The 17,048-nt window shown below is 38.9% G+C and carries 17 protein-coding genes; 7 read left to right on the top strand and 10 right to left on the bottom strand.

Annotation, left to right across the window (positions count from 1 at the left end; genetic code table 11):
* Nucleotides 1-151 precede the first annotated feature (151 nt).
* Nucleotides 152-1,165 (bottom strand): lipoyl synthase, encoded by a 1,014-nt coding sequence (gene lipA, locus IAE20_RS04560; RefSeq protein ID WP_200459688.1) that lies wholly within the window; start codon nucleotides 1,163-1,165, stop codon nucleotides 152-154.
* A gap of 199 nt (nucleotides 1,166-1,364) precedes the next feature.
* Here lipA and sthA point away from each other — a divergent pair, with 199 nt between their 5' ends.
* Nucleotides 1,365-2,780, top strand: a complete 1,416-nt coding sequence (sthA, locus tag IAE20_RS04555) for a Si-specific NAD(P)(+) transhydrogenase (protein ID WP_200481244.1) — start codon at nucleotides 1,365-1,367, stop codon at nucleotides 2,778-2,780.
* A 143-nt stretch (nucleotides 2,781-2,923) separates the two neighbouring features.
* On the opposite strand, the gene IAE20_RS04550 is transcribed toward sthA, so the two are convergent.
* The 4 genes from IAE20_RS04550 to map form a co-directional block, all read right to left on the bottom strand.
* Nucleotides 2,924-3,880 carry a TauD/TfdA dioxygenase family protein gene (locus IAE20_RS04550; protein WP_200459686.1) on the bottom strand — a complete coding sequence of 319 codons (957 nt, stop codon included), beginning with the start codon at nucleotides 3,878-3,880 and terminating at the stop codon, nucleotides 2,924-2,926.
* A 282-nt stretch (nucleotides 3,881-4,162) separates the two neighbouring features.
* Nucleotides 4,163-5,377 (bottom strand): MFS transporter, encoded by a 1,215-nt coding sequence (locus tag IAE20_RS04545; RefSeq protein WP_200481242.1) that lies wholly within the window; start codon nucleotides 5,375-5,377, stop codon nucleotides 4,163-4,165.
* 136 nt (nucleotides 5,378-5,513) lie between these two features.
* A complete protein-coding gene (locus IAE20_RS04540; protein ID WP_200459684.1) occupies nucleotides 5,514-6,566 on the bottom strand; it encodes an OmpW/AlkL family protein in 1,053 nt (350 codons plus the stop codon).
* A 214-nt stretch (nucleotides 6,567-6,780) separates the two neighbouring features.
* Nucleotides 6,781-7,608: a type I methionyl aminopeptidase gene (gene map / locus IAE20_RS04535; RefSeq protein WP_200459683.1), complete on the bottom strand. Its 828-nt coding sequence runs from the start codon at nucleotides 7,606-7,608 to the stop codon at nucleotides 6,781-6,783.
* A 207-nt stretch (nucleotides 7,609-7,815) separates the two neighbouring features.
* Between map and rpsB the strand changes: the two genes are divergently transcribed.
* The 6 genes from rpsB to IAE20_RS04505 all read left to right on the top strand — a co-directional run bounded on the left by rpsB (nucleotide 7,816) and on the right by IAE20_RS04505 (nucleotide 12,239).
* Nucleotides 7,816-8,565: a 30S ribosomal protein S2 gene (gene rpsB / locus IAE20_RS04530; RefSeq protein ID WP_200459682.1), complete on the top strand. Its 750-nt coding sequence runs from the start codon at nucleotides 7,816-7,818 to the stop codon at nucleotides 8,563-8,565.
* Between the two features lie 137 nt (nucleotides 8,566-8,702).
* The gene (gene tsf, locus IAE20_RS04525) at nucleotides 8,703-9,578 is read left to right on the top strand and encodes a translation elongation factor Ts (protein WP_200481241.1); all 876 of its coding nucleotides are present in this window, start codon (nucleotides 8,703-8,705) and stop codon (nucleotides 9,576-9,578) included.
* A gap of 71 nt (nucleotides 9,579-9,649) precedes the next feature.
* Complete coding sequence (locus IAE20_RS04520; protein ID WP_200481239.1) at nucleotides 9,650-10,156, top strand: DUF3465 domain-containing protein; 507 nt, start codon at nucleotides 9,650-9,652, stop codon at nucleotides 10,154-10,156.
* A gap of 129 nt (nucleotides 10,157-10,285) precedes the next feature.
* The gene (locus tag IAE20_RS04515) at nucleotides 10,286-11,110 is read left to right on the top strand and encodes an AraC family transcriptional regulator (RefSeq protein ID WP_200459679.1); all 825 of its coding nucleotides are present in this window, start codon (nucleotides 10,286-10,288) and stop codon (nucleotides 11,108-11,110) included.
* 107 nt (nucleotides 11,111-11,217) lie between these two features.
* Nucleotides 11,218-11,922: an AzlC family ABC transporter permease gene (locus IAE20_RS04510; RefSeq protein ID WP_413784484.1), complete on the top strand. Its 705-nt coding sequence runs from the start codon at nucleotides 11,218-11,220 to the stop codon at nucleotides 11,920-11,922.
* Nucleotides 11,919-12,239 (top strand): AzlD domain-containing protein, encoded by a 321-nt coding sequence (locus IAE20_RS04505; RefSeq protein ID WP_200481238.1) that lies wholly within the window; start codon nucleotides 11,919-11,921, stop codon nucleotides 12,237-12,239. Before IAE20_RS04510 ends, IAE20_RS04505 begins: the two co-directional genes overlap by 4 nt.
* Before the next feature lie 37 nt (nucleotides 12,240-12,276).
* Here the strand turns inward: IAE20_RS04505 and IAE20_RS04500 are convergent, their stop codons facing one another.
* From IAE20_RS04500 to IAE20_RS04480, 5 genes are all read right to left on the bottom strand, one after another.
* Nucleotides 12,277-12,729, bottom strand: a complete 453-nt coding sequence (locus IAE20_RS04500; protein ID WP_200481237.1) for a DUF962 domain-containing protein — start codon at nucleotides 12,727-12,729, stop codon at nucleotides 12,277-12,279.
* 441 nt (nucleotides 12,730-13,170) lie between these two features.
* Nucleotides 13,171-13,782, bottom strand: a complete 612-nt coding sequence (locus tag IAE20_RS04495; protein WP_200459676.1) for a septal ring lytic transglycosylase RlpA family protein — start codon at nucleotides 13,780-13,782, stop codon at nucleotides 13,171-13,173.
* Between the two features lie 293 nt (nucleotides 13,783-14,075).
* Nucleotides 14,076-15,077 (bottom strand): lytic murein transglycosylase B, encoded by a 1,002-nt coding sequence (gene mltB / locus IAE20_RS04490; protein ID WP_200459675.1) that lies wholly within the window; start codon nucleotides 15,075-15,077, stop codon nucleotides 14,076-14,078.
* Between the two features lie 33 nt (nucleotides 15,078-15,110).
* Nucleotides 15,111-16,253 carry a rod shape-determining protein RodA gene (gene rodA, locus IAE20_RS04485; RefSeq protein WP_200459674.1) on the bottom strand — a complete coding sequence of 381 codons (1,143 nt, stop codon included), beginning with the start codon at nucleotides 16,251-16,253 and terminating at the stop codon, nucleotides 15,111-15,113.
* Between the two features lie 137 nt (nucleotides 16,254-16,390).
* Complete coding sequence (locus IAE20_RS04480; RefSeq protein WP_200481235.1) at nucleotides 16,391-17,041, bottom strand: hypothetical protein; 651 nt, start codon at nucleotides 17,039-17,041, stop codon at nucleotides 16,391-16,393.
* Between the last annotated feature and the right edge of the window lie 7 nt (nucleotides 17,042-17,048).

Below are 17,048 nucleotides of genomic sequence, written 5' to 3'. Positions count from 1 at the left end.
TTCTCACGTTAATTAAAAGCAGAGATAAGGTAGCTGAATGTTCTATTTATAAAGGATTGTGAGAAAAGAATAATTTTGATTTTTTTGAGAAAATATTATGAGTAATAAAAAACCTCTCATAAATGAGAGGTTTTAATGAGATATCAGATCATTAAGCTTCTATAGCTTGTACTGCAATTTTTTTGGCAGGATCAACTTTACGACGAACTGCTGGTACAGGTTCACCACGATATTGGCGATCTGCAAAGTAACTTGAACGAACCATTGGCGCGGACCAGATATTTCTAAAACCGAGTTTACGACCGTGTTCCGCATAGCGCTCAAATTCTTCTGGGCTAACAAAACGATCAATTGGTGCGTGTTGTTTCGATGGCTGTAAATATTGACCGATGGTGACGTAGTCAACATCATGTGCGCGTAGATCATTTAGTAAAGAAATAACTTCTTCTTCGGTTTCACCGATCCCTACCATCAAACCACATTTAGTTGGAATGTCAGGGCAATATTCCTTAAACATCTTAAGCAAATTTAATGAATGTTGATAATCCGAACCTGGACGCATGGCTTTATAAAGACGCGGTACAGTTTCAATATTGTGATTAAAAACATCGGGCGGGCATTCTGTCATGATGCGTAGCGCAATGTCCAGACGGCCACGAAAGTCTGGAACCAGAATTTCTAATAATGTATTTGGGCTTAAAGCACGTGCTTCTTTAATACAATCCACAAAATGCTGCGCACCACCGTCACGCAGATCATCACGATCCACAGAAGTGATTACGGCATATTTAAGTTTTAAATTAGAAATAGTTTCCGCCATATGGCGTGGTTCATCAGCATCCAATGCATTTGGGCGGCCGTGTGCAACATCACAAAATGGACAACGACGAGTACAAATATCACCCATAATCATGAAAGTTGCTGTACCACCTCCAAAGCATTCTGGAAGATTTGGACAAGCTGCTTCTTCACAAACAGTATGGAGTTTTTGCGCACGAAGTGTGGTTTTGATACGTTGAACTTCTTCAGGCGCAGTCATTTTTACGCGGATCCAGTCGGGCTTACGCGGGACTTCAACCGTAGGAATAACTTTTACAGGAATTCGAGCAACTTTTTCTGCGCCACGCAGCTTTACGCCCTGTTCTGGTTTACGGTTTTCAGACATATTCAACTGTTCCACTGTTATTCGAGAGGATTTCATTTGACTATTATAACGGACTTAGCTGTAAATTGGGCAAATTCACTATTCATTTAAAAAATGTCGTTATGCAAAGATATTGGCTTGAGAAATACATTATTCCACAGCATATTAGCAGTACTTTGTTATAAAATAGTATCATTGTTGGATTGGATAGGAGCTTTAAATGCCACGTAAGAAAGAGGTCATTAGTGGGAATTTCGTTAGATATGATGCGGTAGTTCTCGGTTCAGGACCTGCGGGTGAAGGCGCGGCAATGAAGCTTGCAAAAGCGGGTAAGCGCGTTGCAATTGTAGATATTCGTGAGCAATTGGGTGGGAATTGTACTCACGTTGGAACGATTCCAAGTAAGGCACTTCGTCAAACCGTTTCCAGTATTATCCGTTATCAACGTGATCCAATGTTTCAAAAGGTCGGTGAATGGAAAAAGTTCACTATGAAACAGGTGCTCAGTAATGCACATCGTGTGATACAACAACAAGTTGCGACGCATACACGGTTTTATGACCGAAATAATATCGACGTTTTTCATGGGCGTGCTTATATTCAGGATAAAAATACAGTCATCGTTTTTAATCCTGAAGGTGTCAAAGAAACGATTGTATTTGAACAATTAGTTATCGCAACAGGTAGTCGCCCGTATCAGCCACAGGGTTTAGATTTTAAACATCCACGCGTTTTTGATTCGGATAAAATTCTGGATCTGGACTTTACTATCCATAAAATTATCATTTATGGTGCGGGTGTTATTGGCTGTGAATATGCTTCAATTTTTATTGGTTTAAATCATAAAGTCGATTTGATTAATACTCAGCATAAATTGCTCAGTTATCTGGATGATGAAATTGCGGATGCCTTGTCTTATCACTTGCGTGAACAAGGCGTATTAATTCGCCATAATGAACAAATTGATCATTTGGAAACACATGATGATTATGTGGTTTTGCATTTGCAAAGCGGTAAGAAAATTAAAGCCGATGCGATTCTTTGGTGTAATGGACGTTCAGGAAATACCGATGGCTTAGGGCTTGAAAATGTGGGTGTAACACCAAATAGCCGTGGTCAACTTGCAGTAAATGAGAAATATCAGACTGAGGCTGAAAATATTTATGCGGCGGGTGATGTTGTCGGCTGGCCTTCGCTGGCTTCTGCTGCGTATGACCAGGGACGTTGTGCTGGTGCAAACATGAGTGGCGAAGAAAATGTGAAACCTGTAACCGATATTCCCACAGGAATTTACACCATTCCAGAAATCTCATGTTTTGGTAAGACTGAGCAACAGTTGACGGAAGAAAGAATTCCTTACGAGGTTGGGCAGTCATCATTCCGTCATTTGGCACGTGCGCAAATTACAGGTGATACCGTCGGTGAACTTAAGATTTTATTCCATCGAGATACTTTGGAAATTCTAGGCATTCACTGTTTTGGTAATAATGCTTCTGAAATTATCCACATTGGACAGGCGGTGATGCAAAGTCCAAATAATTCGATGAAATACTTTATGGAAACTACATTTAACTATCCAACGATGGCCGAAGCGTATCGTGTTGCGGCTTTGAATGGGTTAAATCGACTTTTCTAAGGCCAAGACTTTATAAATTATTGAGATGCAAATAAAAAATTAAGCCCGTCACTTGACGGGCTTTTTTGCGATGACCTTTGATTATTTTTGTTTTGTGTTTTTCTTTTTATTAAAGCAGAGAAAGTTGATAGTTTTATGACAGTTTAAAAAGGACGACTACCAGCAAGACTAATTCTTTTTAACAAACGTCTTTGATCCGATGGGAAGGGTTCTCTAGCATGTAAAGTCACTTGGTTATCCCAAAAAACAATATCTCCAGTTTCCCATTGATGTTGATAACGAAATTCTGGCTTTTCCAAATGTTGCCGTAATTCAGCGATTAATTTTGCCCCTGATTGGTCATCGTAATTGACCAGTTCAACTTCACTTTTAGTATTTAGCCATAAGGCTTTACGTCCTGTTTCAGGGTGTATACGAACCAATGGATGCGGATAGGCATGTCCTAAAATGGGTTGATCCTTAAAGCGATACAACGGGCTATTACTATAGTTGCCCGAACCTTTATTGCTTTGTGCACGAACAAAAGGATTGTAAGTAATCAACTGTAATTGGTCGATATGGGTTTTAGTTGCTTCATCCAAAGCATCGTAAGCCGCAATAGTATTCACCCATGAGGTTTTTCCGCCATCTTTAGGTAACTCAATGGCATAGAGTAAAGAGCCAAATGATGGAAGTGGGGTCCATTGGTGATCGGCGTGAGGCGCAAGTTCACCGTGTCCTGTATAATCACCCTGACCAACCGCATTGGAAACAGGAACGACATCAGGGGGTACACCTGTTTCCAGATCATAACCTAGCACTGGATTGTCTTTACTTGGACGAAAAATTGAACCGAAATAACTCGCAAATGCTAAAAACTGTAAATCATCTATATTTTGATCTTTAAAAATTAAGACCAGATGATCGGCAAGGGCTTTTTTTAATCTAAAAATAGTTTCACCAGACTGAGCTTTTTGAGCATTTAAACCTGTCACTACTGCACCAAGCGCTTCGTTTTTCTGAGCTTGTATCTGAACTTCCTGTGTATGTTGAAAATAATCAGGTTGATGCCAACGCGGTGCATCATGAATGGCTTGTGAAAGTTGACTTAGGCTGCTCATCAAAAATAGCTCTTGTGATTTTGAATCATCTGAGCATAAAGAAAGTATGAGGGAATATTGAAATGAGAAAAAAAGCAAAGCTTATGATAATCGTTTTTTTTAAATTATCTCCTTGTTTTATATATTTTTAGGTGTTTGTGATAAATAAAGCTTTGATTTTAATGAGGGCAAAACGCCTGATTGAAATAATGAAATAATTCAGGTGTTTGTGACCACATATAGATTGCTAGAATAATAGCGGTTAGTATGACTACGCTGATGAGGTATTTAAGTGAATTTAGACTAATCATTAATAACACTCTCCTCGGTGACAAAGAAATGTACGCATACACCTACTATACTTAATGCAATGGAAATCATCCAGATTGCATTATAATTTCCTGTCATGTCATGGTTAAGTCCCCCGAGATAACCTCCAAAAAAAGAACCGACCTGATGGGTAAAAAATACGATACCGCTGAGCATTGATAAGTATTGAACCCCAAACATATTGGCGACAATACCATTGGTTAATGGAACTGTTGATAGCCAAAGTAAACCCATGACAATACCAAAAGCATAGACCGTGACATTGGAAAGAGGGAGCAGTAAAAACGCAATAATAGCGATGCCACGTAAGCCATACAGAAGCATCAATAATTTAGGTTTTGAATAACGATCACCTAACCAACCCGCGCCATAAGTTCCAAAAATATTAAAAAGACCTACTAAAGCTAAAAAGACAGTTCCAGTCGTTGCATTGAAACCATGATCTATCAGATAACCAGGTAAATGTACGCCTAAAAACACGACTTGAAAGCCGCAGACTAAAAAACCTAATGCTAACCACCAAAAGGGTTTATGGTTTTTTGCAAGCGTTAAAATTTCTTTAAAAGTTTTACTCGGTTGAATTGCGCTAAAGCTCGGTGCTCGATAAGGAGGTGCATTCAGGCTTAATGCGAGCGGTATAATAAGCGCGATCAGAATTGCGCTTATTATTAAAGTTGCTGACCATCCAAAATGCTGCAATAACAAAAGTGTTGTTGGAAGCATGATGAATTGACCAAAAGAACCTGCGGCACTGGCAATACCCATTGCCATACTGCGTTTTTCTGGAGCGGCCGCACGTCCAACAGCAGAAAGCAAGACTGAAAAAGAAGTTGCAGATAGCGCCATTCCCAAAATCAGACCTAAGCTGAGATTGAGCAATAGCCCCGTAGAGCTAAATGCCATCAGGAGTAGACCTAGTGTATAAAGTATCCCACCAGAAGCGACTACTTTTTTACTGCCGTATTTATCGGCCAACGCACCGGTAAAAGGTTGTACTGCACCCCAAATTAAATTTTGCATGGCAATAGCTAGACTAAATACCTGATGGTTCCAGCCAAACTCATCACTCATAGGAACCAAATATAAGCCAAAAGCATGTCTTGTCCCTAAAGAGAGTGCCAAAATACATGCACTTCCTATTAGCATATAAATCATAGTCTTAGAAAATGTATTATTGGCGTTAGACATACTTATTGAATAAAAATAACTGGTTGGCGATATTGTAGATCATGAATCGAAAAAAATCGATATGGTACATACGTTATTTGAAAAGTGTCGTGATGAAAAAAAGCAGCCGAAGCTGCTTAAGGTACTAAAAGACTGATTAAAAACGATAACCTACACCCAGATAAGTAATCACAGGATCAATATCAATTTTGGTTTTGGCATTAATCAACTCTTTGCCCGTGTTGTTATCGGTTACGGTGATTTTGGCTTCATTATTCATTTTCGAATACGACACTGAACCAACCGCAAACCAATTTTCATTGAAGTCATAAGTCGCGCCTACTGTGGCAATCGGGGCAAAGGTATCGGTTGCTTTGACCTTAACACGCGGATCAGCAGAAGAGGTTTTTCCATCTAGAGCAGCACCTGCCTGTCCATCATGGATATTTTGAATCATATGGCCAGCTTTGACCAAGTCTGACTCAATCCCTGAATTTAGTTTAACATTGTCAAAATAAGCATACATTACACCTAGGCCGACATAAGGGCGAAATTTATTAACACCCGTTTTACCAAATTGATAATGTAATTCGGCGGCAGGTAACCATGCTCGTACTGACGCTGCTTTATCGCCCTGAGTTAAATCGGTAATGTGAATATCTTTTTTGAGATCAAGTGATCCTAGAGGAGTATCTGCTGATCCTGATAAAGGTGCATAAATATCGCCTTTGCCTTTAATATCAACTTTAGGTGGAATTCCTGCTTTAATTTCCAATGAAACATTATCAGTAAAATTATAGTTAAACATCATCCCAACTGTATCAACATCATCAGCTTCAAGACCCGTGCCAGCTGCTTGCCAGTTTGATAAACCATTTACGGTAGCTGTTCCAGATAACCCTCCTGGTAAAGTTTCTAACGGTAGGAGCTGAAGGGCTCCATAAAGTAGGGGATTTGAATCTTTTACTGCTGCATCAAGTACCGCATCTTTTGAAACATCACCGACTTTAGCAGTTGTTCCTTCTGCAATGCTGGTATTGATATCAACTGGATTGGCTTTGCCCTGTGGCATGGCATGTAACCAACCAATAGAGGCTGAAAAACGCTTAAATCCATCACCATCCTTAAAACTGAAATAGGGTGAGTCGGCATAAGATAAAGAGGGTAGTACAATAAGACTAGTCGCTATTCCAAGCAAAGACTTTTTCATCAGGGGACTCCATGTCCAATTTACGTTTGTAGATAATTTTTATGCGCTCACCATAGCTTTTTTTTATTTTTAACAGTGTTTAAGAAAAATTAATAAATGTAATGAAAATGAAATACTAGGTATGTTTTTTGAAAATATGAATAATAAGTACTGTAAAAATACACAAAAAAGGCCACAAAAATGTAGCCTTTATGAAGATAAGAGAAGAATTTAACTATTTTTGAAAACGTGATAAGTCTTCTTCTGGGCGAGCCGTTAAAACTTCAAGACCCGTTTCAGTCACCAAAATAGTGTGTTCATATTGTGCAGAAAGTTTATGGTCTTTGGTGACAACCGTCCATTTATCGCCTAAAAGTTTCGTCTGCCAGACTCCAGCATTAACCATAGGTTCAATTGTAAAGGTCATGCCTGCTTCAAGTTGCATACCAGTATCCTTTTGACCGTAGTGCAATACTTGTGGTTCATCATGAAAAACAGTTCCGATCCCATGTCCACAATATTCACGAACGACACTAAAACGTTCCGATTCCACATATTTTTGGATGGCATAACCAATATCACCGATATAAGAACCTGCACGAACAGTTTCCATACCACGGTACATTGCTTCTTGTGCAACTTTACACAAGCGATTCGCTAAAATAGATGTTTCACCACCGACGATATACATCATATTGGTATCGCCATGATAACCATCTTTAATCACGGTCACATCAATATTTAAAATATCACCATTTTTTAACACTTTGTTTTCTGAGGGAATACCATGACAAACCACGTGGTTGACAGAGGTGCAAATCACATGCTGAAACGCAGGACGTCCTGGTGCCGCACCGTACCCTAAACATGCAGGAATTGCGTTTTGCACATTGACGATATAATCATGACAAATCGTATCTAGCTCAAGCGTGGTGACACCCGGCACAATATGCGGCTTAATCATGTCCAACACTTCAGCTGCCAGCTTACCTGCGATGCGCATTTTTTCAATTTCATCAGGAGTTTTAATTAATCGGCGTGGGGCTGTATAAGTACTATTCATGATCTCTAAAAACTTTTGGTAATTTGTAGGTGTATATGGTATAAATAGCCGCCCATTTTATCAAATGCTTTTCGTGAATATCCTTTACGAACAAATTTGATGTAATGGAAAATCCGCACATATGTCGTCACGTTACTCTGGGTGCCTTTTAAAAAGGTGGAGAATGCTGGACATATGGAGGCCTAACCCAATTTAAGGTAAATAAAAATGGCAGATTACAACGTAAGCATGCGCGACCTTCTTCAAGCAGGTGCGCACTTTGGTCACCAAACTCGTTTCTGGAACCCAAAAATGCGTCAATACATTTTTGGCGCGCGCAACAAAATTCACATCATTAACCTTGAGCATACTGTTCCTGCGTTAAATGATGCTTTGAACTTTGCTAACCAGTTAGCAAGCAAAAAGAACAAAGTTTTGTTCGTTGGTACAAAACGTGCTGCTTCAAACATCATCCGTGAACAAGCTCAACGCGCTGGTCAACCTTATGTAGATCACCGTTGGTTAGGTGGTATGTTGACGAACTGGAAAACACTTCGCCAATCTATCAACCGTTTAAAAGATCTTCAAACTCAATCTCAAGATGGTACTTTCGCTAAGCTGACTAAGCGTGAAGCGTTAGAACGTACTCGTGAGATGGATAAACTTGAGCGTTCTTTAGGCGGCGTTAAGAACATGGGTGGTTTACCTGACGCATTATTTGTCATTGACGTTGACCACGAAGCAATTGCAATTAAAGAAGCTAAAAACTTAGGTATTCCAGTTATCGGTATCGTTGATACAAACTCAAATCCAGATAATGTTGATTACATTATTCCTGGTAACGACGATGCGATCCGTGCGGTAACTTTGTATGCTTCTGCTATGGCAAATGCAATTCTTGCTGGTAAAGAATACGCTCAAACTCAAGCGAATGCACAAGCAAAAGGCGAAGAAGCGAAAGAAGCTCCTGAGGCTTAATGCGTTTTGACGCAGGCTTGTCATTTTTGCGACATGTAATGGTGGCAAATTAAAGCGTCGAAAAGCAAACGGCCCGGGTTTTACTTTGGGCCGTTTTTGTTGAACAGATTTATTTTCTACCGATTTAGGAGAACAACATGACTGCAATTACTGCAAGCATGGTAAAAGAATTACGTGACCGTACTGGTCTGGCGATGATGGAATGCAAAAAAGCATTAACAGAAGCGAACGGTGACATTGAGCTTGCGATCGACAACCTTCGTAAATCTGGTCAAGCAAAAGCTGCTAAAAAAGCAGGCAACATTGCAGCTGACGGTGCGATCACAATCGTTCAAGACGGTAACAAAGCAGTATTGCTTGAAGTAAACTGTCAAACTGACTTCGTTGCAAAAGACGAAAACTTTGCAAACTTCTCTAATGCAGTTGCTCAAGCAGTTTTGGCTTCAGGTGAAACTGATCCAGCTAAAATTGCAGAATTAAAACTAGCTGATGGCCAAACTGTTGAAGAAGCTCGTATCGCGCTTGTTCAAAAAATTGGTGAAAACATTCAAGTTCGCCGTGCTAAAATCGTTACTGGTGAAGCATTGGCTGTTTACAAACATGGTCTTCGTATCGGTGTTGTTGTATCTTATGCTGGTGATGCTGAAACTGGTAAAGGTATTGCAATGCACGTTGCTGCATTCAACCCAGTTGCAGTTAATGCTGAAGCAGTTAATGCTGATCTTATCGCGAAAGAGAAAGAAATTGCTGAAGCAAAAGCAATCGAATCTGGTAAGCCTGCAAATATCGTTGAAAAAATGGTATCTGGTTCAGTTGAAAAATTCTTGAATGAAGTTGCACTTGACCGTCAAATGTACGTAATTGACAATGACAAAAAAGTTGCTGATGTATTGAAAGCAACTGGTACTAATGTTGTTGAATTTGTACGTTTTGAAGTGGGTGAAGGTATTGAGAAAAAAGCAGAAATGAGCTTCGCTGAAGAAGTTGCTGCTGCTCAAGCCGCTGCAAAATAATTTTATTTTGCCAAAAAAGGCCCCGTTTGGGGCTTTTTTTATGGCCATTTTTAAATATGGAAAAATGAAAAATGAATAAAAAACTGAGTTATTTATTAATTGCTTTAATTGCATTTGTGGCAGGTTACTATACTTATTCAGTTAAAACTCCCCATTCATCCTTAAAGACTGATAACGTCAGTCATGAAATGCAAAATCAGATTGTATTAGGCCAAAGTCAAACTGATCTCACTCAAGCACAAAAAGGTTTACAAGCCATTTCAACTGCATTTGCCCAGCATCGTAGTAATGTACAAGTGGTGGCAAGTGGTAAAGTTAAAGCAGTTCTGCCGGATGATAAAGATGGTTCACGGCATCAAAAATTTATTCTGAGTTTAGGCAATGGTTTAACTGTTTTAGTGGCTTATAATATTGATCTCGCTTCTCGGATTGAGCATTTAGAAAAAGGAGATGTAGTCGAATTTAATGGTGAATATGAATATAACCCCAAAGGTGGGGTAATTCATTGGACACATCGTGACCCCAAAGGAAATCATGAAGATGGTTGGTTAAAGCATAACGGTCAAATTTATCAATAATTCATTTATGGTTTATTTGGCCATAAAAAATCTTAGGGGTTAGTCTTTATTTATTATTCACAGCAATTTTATTCTAGACACTCATTTTCTACATGTTAAGGTTTCATGTAGATATGGATGAGGCAGGATATGCAGCAAGAGCAGGCTAACTATTTACATTTACGTGAATTAGGCGGCTTAGAACTATTAAAAGCACACTATCATCAGACACAATTTTCTAAACATGTGCATGAAGGCTATTGTATTGGTGTGATTGAAGATGGTGCGCAGTCTTTCTTTAGGACGGGTGAACTTCATATTGCACCTAAAGGCGATATTATTTTAGTCAATGCAGATGAGATTCATACAGGCTCATCTGCTGTTGAATCAGGTTGGCGTTATCGAGCAATTTATCCAACCCCTGAAATGCTGGCTGAGATAGGTCGGGATGTTTTTGTTCATCAACAGGGAGCGCCATGGTTTCCTCAAGCCGTTGTGCGTGATGATGGACTAGCACAGCAACTCTGTTTACTTTTTGATTTACTTGAACAAAAAGATAATTTTTTACTAAAAGAAAGTATGTATTTATCGACTTTGACGTATCTTATGTCACGTTATGGTCAATATCAGCGTAATTTGGTTAATTTACCAGAAGCACATAAGAAAATTTTAATGATCAAGGAATTATTGGCCAGTTCTCCTGAAAAAAATTATAGTCTGACTGAACTTGCAAATTTGGCTGAATTAAGCTCTTGGCATTTTTTACGTCAATTTAAGCGCTATGTGGGGCTTCCGCCACATGGTTGGCTAGTACAAGTTCGCTTGCACAAGGCCAGACAGATGCTAAAAACTGAGCACTCGATTGCGACTGTTGCTTCAATCTGTGGTTTCTCTGATCAAAGTCATTTTAATCGGCATTTTAAAAAAGCTATGGGTGTAACCCCAGCTCAATATATTTCAAATCTAAAGCACTAAAATTAATCAAGTTGTATTGAATACAGCAATTTTATGCAAGGCAAAAATTTAAAAATGGTGAATAATTTATGTTTATTCACATTGGAACATCAATATGGATGAGTACCATGCCTCTTTCTGATTCTTCATCATTTAAGAGTCGCCCTTTTTTTCAGGGTGCAATGGCCATTATGCCTTTGTCGATTGCCGTGATTCCTTGGGGAATTCTTGCAGGTTCTATGGCAGTTAATGCAGGATTATCTTTTGCTAAAGCATTTGCCATGTCATCGATCGTATTTGCAGGCGCGGCTCAATTGGTAAGTTTGAGTCTAGTGATGGAGGGGGCGTCTACACTTACGATTTTAATCACGATTTTCTTTCTTACTTCGCAGCATTTTATTTATGCATTAACGTTTAGAACTAATATTTCGGTGCTACCTGCAACACAACGTTTGCCACTCGGTTTTTTGCTAACAGATGAGTTATTTGCAGTTAGTTTAGCGCCGGAAAAACGTCATCCAGATTATATGTTAGGGGCTGGATTATGTTTTTATCTGTTTTGGGTGGTTTTTAGTGTTGTTGGAATTTTACTGGCACATATGGTTCCAAATCTAATGGACTATCATCTGGATTTCTCAATTGTGGCAATTTTTATTGCGATGGTTGTTCCTTTGATTAAAAATTTTAGAGTTGTTCTGGCTGTGTTGGTTACCTGTATAAGTGGTTTCATATTACGTTTTTATCAGGTTGAAGGTTCGATTCTCATTTCTGGTCTATTGGGAATGGTGACAGCCGTATATCTGGAACGTTTTGCTAGGGGAGATGACGCATGACATGGTGGATGATCGGCGCTTTGGCTACCATTGTATTTTTTAACCGTTATGTTTTCTTGTCGCCTCACATCAATATTCGATTACCTACTTTTATTGAACGGATGTTGAAATATTCTGCACCTTGTTTGTTAACTGCGATTTGTCTGCCTATTGTATTTTTTGAGGAAAATCAAATCAGAGCTTTACCTACCAATGCTTATCTATATGCGGCAATTTTGTGTGTGGTATTGGCTTATTGGCGTATCAAAATTATTTATAACGTGATAATTAGCTTGCTGTTTTTTTACGGTCTAAATTTTGTATTAAGCACATTCTAAGCTCTAGGCTCAATCAGCCTAAAGCTTAAATCTAAATTTAAGAGCGAGAGACGTGCATCTGACGGCTTTTCCAATTAGGGAATACTTTCGCCAGATATGCATCCATACACCAAACAGGTCCAATTAATAAAAATTGTAGGTCTTTAAAGAATGACGGTTTTTTACCTTCAACCTTATGACCATAAAATTGTCCAATCCATGCAATAACGAAGATGCCGATATAAAATCCAACATTTACTGGAAGTAGGTAAATTAACCATGCCATAATCGCAATAAGTGCAGTCATAGCAACAGCAAGAACCAGATCAAGTCGGGCATAAAAAACAAGGGTCAGAACAAGTAAAAGTGCGGTTAGCAGAGCACTGAAATTGGCAATGATCCCAATAATAGAAAAAAGTATGGCAGGGACACAGACCCAGTGAATGGCTTTATTTGTTTTATTTTGATGACTATCACTATATTCATCAAACCATTCGTTAATTGTTTTCATGATGCACTCCATGCATGTTAAAAACGGTTCTGATTTTGACTATAGACCAGAATTTTAAATGCGTCAAAATCCATATTGAATGAACCAGTCATTTTTCTTGTTTTGAATCTTAAAAATATTACTTTTTTGGGGTAAAAGTCTAATCGCTGTAAAATCACCGACAATACAAAGCGTTTTTCCTGCTTTAAAACGCGTGTAAGCATGCTTTTTGGTAAAAATAATACTAGGGTAGCTTTTTTAGAGTTAAATGGCTCTAAACGCAAATGAGGGTGAAATAGAAGAAATAGTTCTATAGGAAAATTTTTATATCTAAAAACCACCTAATTTAAGTCATTTTTGAAGAGCGAAAATAAAGCTCTATAGCCATTAAAATACATTGTAAAAAAATAAAAAAGCCACAAAATGTGGCTCTATAAAGCAGTGAACAGGAGTGTTTAAAGCTTAAGAATTTGGTCCATCAACACGTTCAATACTGACTTTTGCTGTACCAGCATTGGTAAGGCCAATACGTTTTGCTGCACCATAAGATAGGTCTAAAACACGATTGCCATGGAAAGGACCGCGATCGTTGACTTTAACTACGACACTTTTACCGTTGTCTTTGTTGGTCACACGAATGTAACAGTTTAACGGCAAGCTACGATGCGCAGCAGTTAATTCATTCATATCGAATGTATCGCCACTGGCTGTTTTACGACCATGGAATTGGCGACCATACCAAGATGCAATACCTGTTTGTGTAAATTTACGCACAGTGTTTGATGCAACAGTATTTAATTTTTCAATCACTGAAGGCTCATCTTCAGGAACTTCAATTTTTGCAGCAATGGTTTGACGACGAATTTTGTCACCAGAACTTTCGGTGATTGAAAGACTATTCAAATTTGAAAAATGTGAATTAAAACTTTGAGACTGCTTGTTTAGCACACGTGCTGCAAGGCTAGAACTTTCAGTGTCATTTGAAAGTGAGCTTGCTGGCATCATTTCAGCTTGCGATTGGGTAACCGCCAGTCCGACTGTGAGCGCTAAGACATATTTTAGCGAAAACTGCATTACTTAAACTCCTACAGACACGAAAACGCTTTTTAATTCAGGCGGATTCCTAAAAATTAAAGCGAAAAGTGTCTAAATTATTCACTTTTGCAATTGCTTTATGGAGGAGGATAATATTCAGGGGCCAATCATGGTGTCTAGTCTTTGCGAGAAAAAAGTTACAAAAAGGACAAAAACTCACAAAAACAGGTTAATAAATAATCAATATTGTAACATTTTATTTAAAAAGATGTTTTTGTGAGCAATTCCTCATAATTTTTTATTGACTTTTGTGTTTTATTGAAAAATTAGTGTTATCGGCTTGTAACTTCTGTACCTAAAAGCCATACCGCGGTCGCATACATTCTGCTTCTATTATATGTTGTAATAACCTGAAAATTTGGGTAGGTAATATAGTACATCGGCCCATAATTTTCCTGTAGTTGAATGACGTTAACCAAATCGAGATTATCGATTTTAATAATAGGATTAACTGGGGTAATTCCCTGATCTTTTAAAGTTCCGTAAGGAACAGGTTGGGTGAGATCTTTGGCAATCACGCTGTCAGGATTTGAACCTGTGTAGCGAGCAGCAAATCCGATAGGGCGGTTGCGTTGCCATCCATTTTGAGCCAAATAATTTGCAATGGAGGCAATCGCATCTTCGGCAGAGTTTCTTAAATCAATATGTCCACTGCCATCATAATCTACACCGTATTTGGTAATGTTACTCGGCATAAATTGGGGATAACCAATTGCACCTGCATAGGAACCCACAATACTGCTGGTCGGGTAACCTTCTTTATATGTCCATGCAAGAAGAGAACTGAGTTCATCACTAAAATAATCTGCGCGACGAGGATAGCCAAAAGCAAGTGTGGCCAGTGCATCCCGGGTGATAAAAGAGCCTTTATTGGCACCATAGCCTGTTTCAACACCCAAAATCCCCAAAATGATGGATTGAGGTACGCCAAATTGTTGTTCAGCCCGATTGAGTACATCCGCATACTGATTTTTAAAGCGTACTCCGCGTTGAATGGTTCCTTCACTAAGAAACATTGCTTTATAGTCATACCACGGTTTACTTTCGCCAGGGCGAGTCATAATCGTTAAAATATTAGGTAAGTTTCGCGCGCCATTCATAGCGCTATCAATTTGTTCTGCACTTAAACCATATTTGGACATGGTTTTTTGTTTAAATGATACATAATTTGGATCATTAATAAATTCATTGGCTTGAATACAAGTGACTGCGGCAATCAGACCGCTAAAAAAACAAAGCTGTTTCAATGGTTTTTGCAATACCAGTTTCAACATGATTTAAAGTTTTCCTAATTATAAATTTACTCATCAGCGATGAGTGTGGATGGACATAACCAGTCCAAAAGTTGCCATTAGGGTAATAATTGCCGTTCCCCCATAACTCATGAAAGGTAAGGGCACCCCAACTACTGGTAAAATACCACTGACCATGCCTGCATTTACAAATACATAAACAAAAAAGGACAAACCTAATGCACCTGCAACTAAGCGTCCATAGTTATGAAAGCAGTTCATTCCAATTTGAAAGGTTCTAAAAATAATGGCGAAGTACAGCAGGATTAAAATGGTTACGCCAATTAAGCCAAATTCTTCTGAAAACGCCGCGATAATAAAGTCGGTGTGACCTTCGGGTAAAAAATGTAAATGTGACTGAGTTCCTTCCAGAAAGCCTTTACCCGAGAAACCACCAGAACCAATCGCTGTTTTGGATTGGATAATATTCCAACCTGTACCTAAAGCATCTGCTTCTGGATTGAGTAGTGTGAGTACTCGCTGACGCTGATAGTCGTGTAGTAAAAACTCCCAGGCAATGGGAATTACTATGCCGGCACCTATAAGCGCAGCCCCGATCATTTTCCATGACAAACCGCTGAGGAAAAGCACAAATACGCCACTGGCTAAAATGAGCACAGAGGTGCCTAAATCGGGTTGCTCTGCAATAAGCAGAAAAGGAATACCAATCAAGACCAAAGAGATCATGACATTCATAAAACTTGGAGGGAGTGGTTTACGTGATAAGAACCACGCAATCATCATGGGCATTCCAATTTTCATAAACTCGCTGGGCTGCACACTACCAAAACCTGGAATATCAATCCAACGTTTGGCACCCATACGGATTTCACCGAAGACCATGACTGAAACTAATGCAAGTACGCCAAAAGCATAAAAATAAGGCGAAAAAGCTTGATAGACTTTAGGTGGGATTTGAGCCAATGTAATCATCACCGCAAACCCGATACCGAAACTCATGGCTTGCTTGGTGACTAAACCCACATCCTGTGCTGAAGCACTATATAAGACTGTTAGTCCTAAACAGGCATTGAGAATTAAAAAAGTACATAACCAAGGGTCAATATGTAATTTTTGAAAGCGCGAAGGCTGCATCGCTGTGCTTAAGCCATCACGGGGAGCTTGACGTAAAAATTTGTATTGAGAACTTGGAGACATGCGATTTTATACAGGGTCAATCAATGCTTGGCGCATGCTAACATAACTACTGTTTTAGGCAATGTATATCAATATTTTGCAATAAAAAAACCCGACTTTTACCGGGTTTTCGATGAAGATTCTATTATGGCGATCAATCAATTGAAAAATAATGTATCGTGATAATCTGCCAACGCATTAATTTCCTCTTTGTGCAAATGAGGAATCAGCTTATCGATAGCAATATGTACAGCTTTAGTGACCGCAGCTGCACCGATATCCGCGCCTTTACGTTTGATCATGCCCAAATCAAGGGTTTTATTAAAATCGATCATAAAATGGCGAATGGTCGCATCTGCAAATTGTTTATATTGCTCAGACAATACACGACGGTCGACATCATTGCCTGCTTTAATTTCAGCAAAACTGTTCTTTAGATTTGTTACTAGTGTTGCATCCAGATCCTCACCCACACGATAACGACCTTCTGGATCTTTATGTAGACTACGCTCAGAAAACTCAATTGATTGTTGAACTACGTCATTGGGTGCTTTGCTTAGAAGTTGTTTGAGCAAAACAGCAACAGTTGATTTGACATAGCCTGCCAATTTTTCGGCTGTTTCACGTTTATCACTTTCAGGAAAACGACGTACCAACTCAAGCAAAATTGCATCCAGAATTTCATCATTAATCTGTAAAGCAACTTCATCGCGTAAAGGATAAAGTGGTTCACTTGAGTTTTTTTTCTGAATACCTGTTTGAATATTGTTGAGCAATGATTCAGACGGGATAAAACCAAAAAATGGCATATGAGTT

This window comes from Acinetobacter sp. S54 (assembly GCF_016624945.1).
Classification (GTDB): Bacteria; Pseudomonadota; Gammaproteobacteria; order Pseudomonadales; family Moraxellaceae; genus Acinetobacter.
This window is presented reverse-complemented; position numbering and strand designations above follow the sequence as displayed.

What these genes read in the sequence shown, in the direction of transcription:
- lipA (WP_200459688.1), bottom strand. Translation starts at nt 1,165, where the DNA reads ATGTCTGAAAACCGTAAACCAGAACAGGGCGTAAAGCTGCGTGGCGCA.
- sthA (WP_200481244.1), top strand. Translation starts at nt 1,365, where the DNA reads ATGCCACGTAAGAAAGAGGTCATTAGTGGGAATTTCGTTAGATATGAT.
- IAE20_RS04550 (WP_200459686.1), bottom strand. Translation starts at nt 3,880, where the DNA reads ATGAGCAGCCTAAGTCAACTTTCACAAGCCATTCATGATGCACCGCGT.
- IAE20_RS04545 (WP_200481242.1), bottom strand. Translation starts at nt 5,377, where the DNA reads ATGTCTAACGCCAATAATACATTTTCTAAGACTATGATTTATATGCTA.
- IAE20_RS04540 (WP_200459684.1), bottom strand. Translation starts at nt 6,566, where the DNA reads ATGAAAAAGTCTTTGCTTGGAATAGCGACTAGTCTTATTGTACTACCC.
- map (WP_200459683.1), bottom strand. Translation starts at nt 7,608, where the DNA reads ATGAATAGTACTTATACAGCCCCACGCCGATTAATTAAAACTCCTGAT.
- rpsB (WP_200459682.1), top strand. Translation starts at nt 7,816, where the DNA reads ATGGCAGATTACAACGTAAGCATGCGCGACCTTCTTCAAGCAGGTGCG.
- tsf (WP_200481241.1), top strand. Translation starts at nt 8,703, where the DNA reads ATGACTGCAATTACTGCAAGCATGGTAAAAGAATTACGTGACCGTACT.
- IAE20_RS04520 (WP_200481239.1), top strand. Translation starts at nt 9,650, where the DNA reads ATGAATAAAAAACTGAGTTATTTATTAATTGCTTTAATTGCATTTGTG.
- IAE20_RS04515 (WP_200459679.1), top strand. Translation starts at nt 10,286, where the DNA reads ATGCAGCAAGAGCAGGCTAACTATTTACATTTACGTGAATTAGGCGGC.
- IAE20_RS04510 (WP_413784484.1), top strand. Translation starts at nt 11,218, where the DNA reads ATGCCTCTTTCTGATTCTTCATCATTTAAGAGTCGCCCTTTTTTTCAG.
- IAE20_RS04505 (WP_200481238.1), top strand. Translation starts at nt 11,919, where the DNA reads ATGACATGGTGGATGATCGGCGCTTTGGCTACCATTGTATTTTTTAAC.
- IAE20_RS04500 (WP_200481237.1), bottom strand. Translation starts at nt 12,729, where the DNA reads ATGAAAACAATTAACGAATGGTTTGATGAATATAGTGATAGTCATCAA.
- IAE20_RS04495 (WP_200459676.1), bottom strand. Translation starts at nt 13,782, where the DNA reads ATGCAGTTTTCGCTAAAATATGTCTTAGCGCTCACAGTCGGACTGGCG.
- mltB (WP_200459675.1), bottom strand. Translation starts at nt 15,077, where the DNA reads ATGTTGAAACTGGTATTGCAAAAACCATTGAAACAGCTTTGTTTTTTT.
- rodA (WP_200459674.1), bottom strand. Translation starts at nt 16,253, where the DNA reads ATGTCTCCAAGTTCTCAATACAAATTTTTACGTCAAGCTCCCCGTGAT.
- IAE20_RS04480 (WP_200481235.1), bottom strand. Translation starts at nt 17,041, where the DNA reads ATGCCATTTTTTGGTTTTATCCCGTCTGAATCATTGCTCAACAATATT.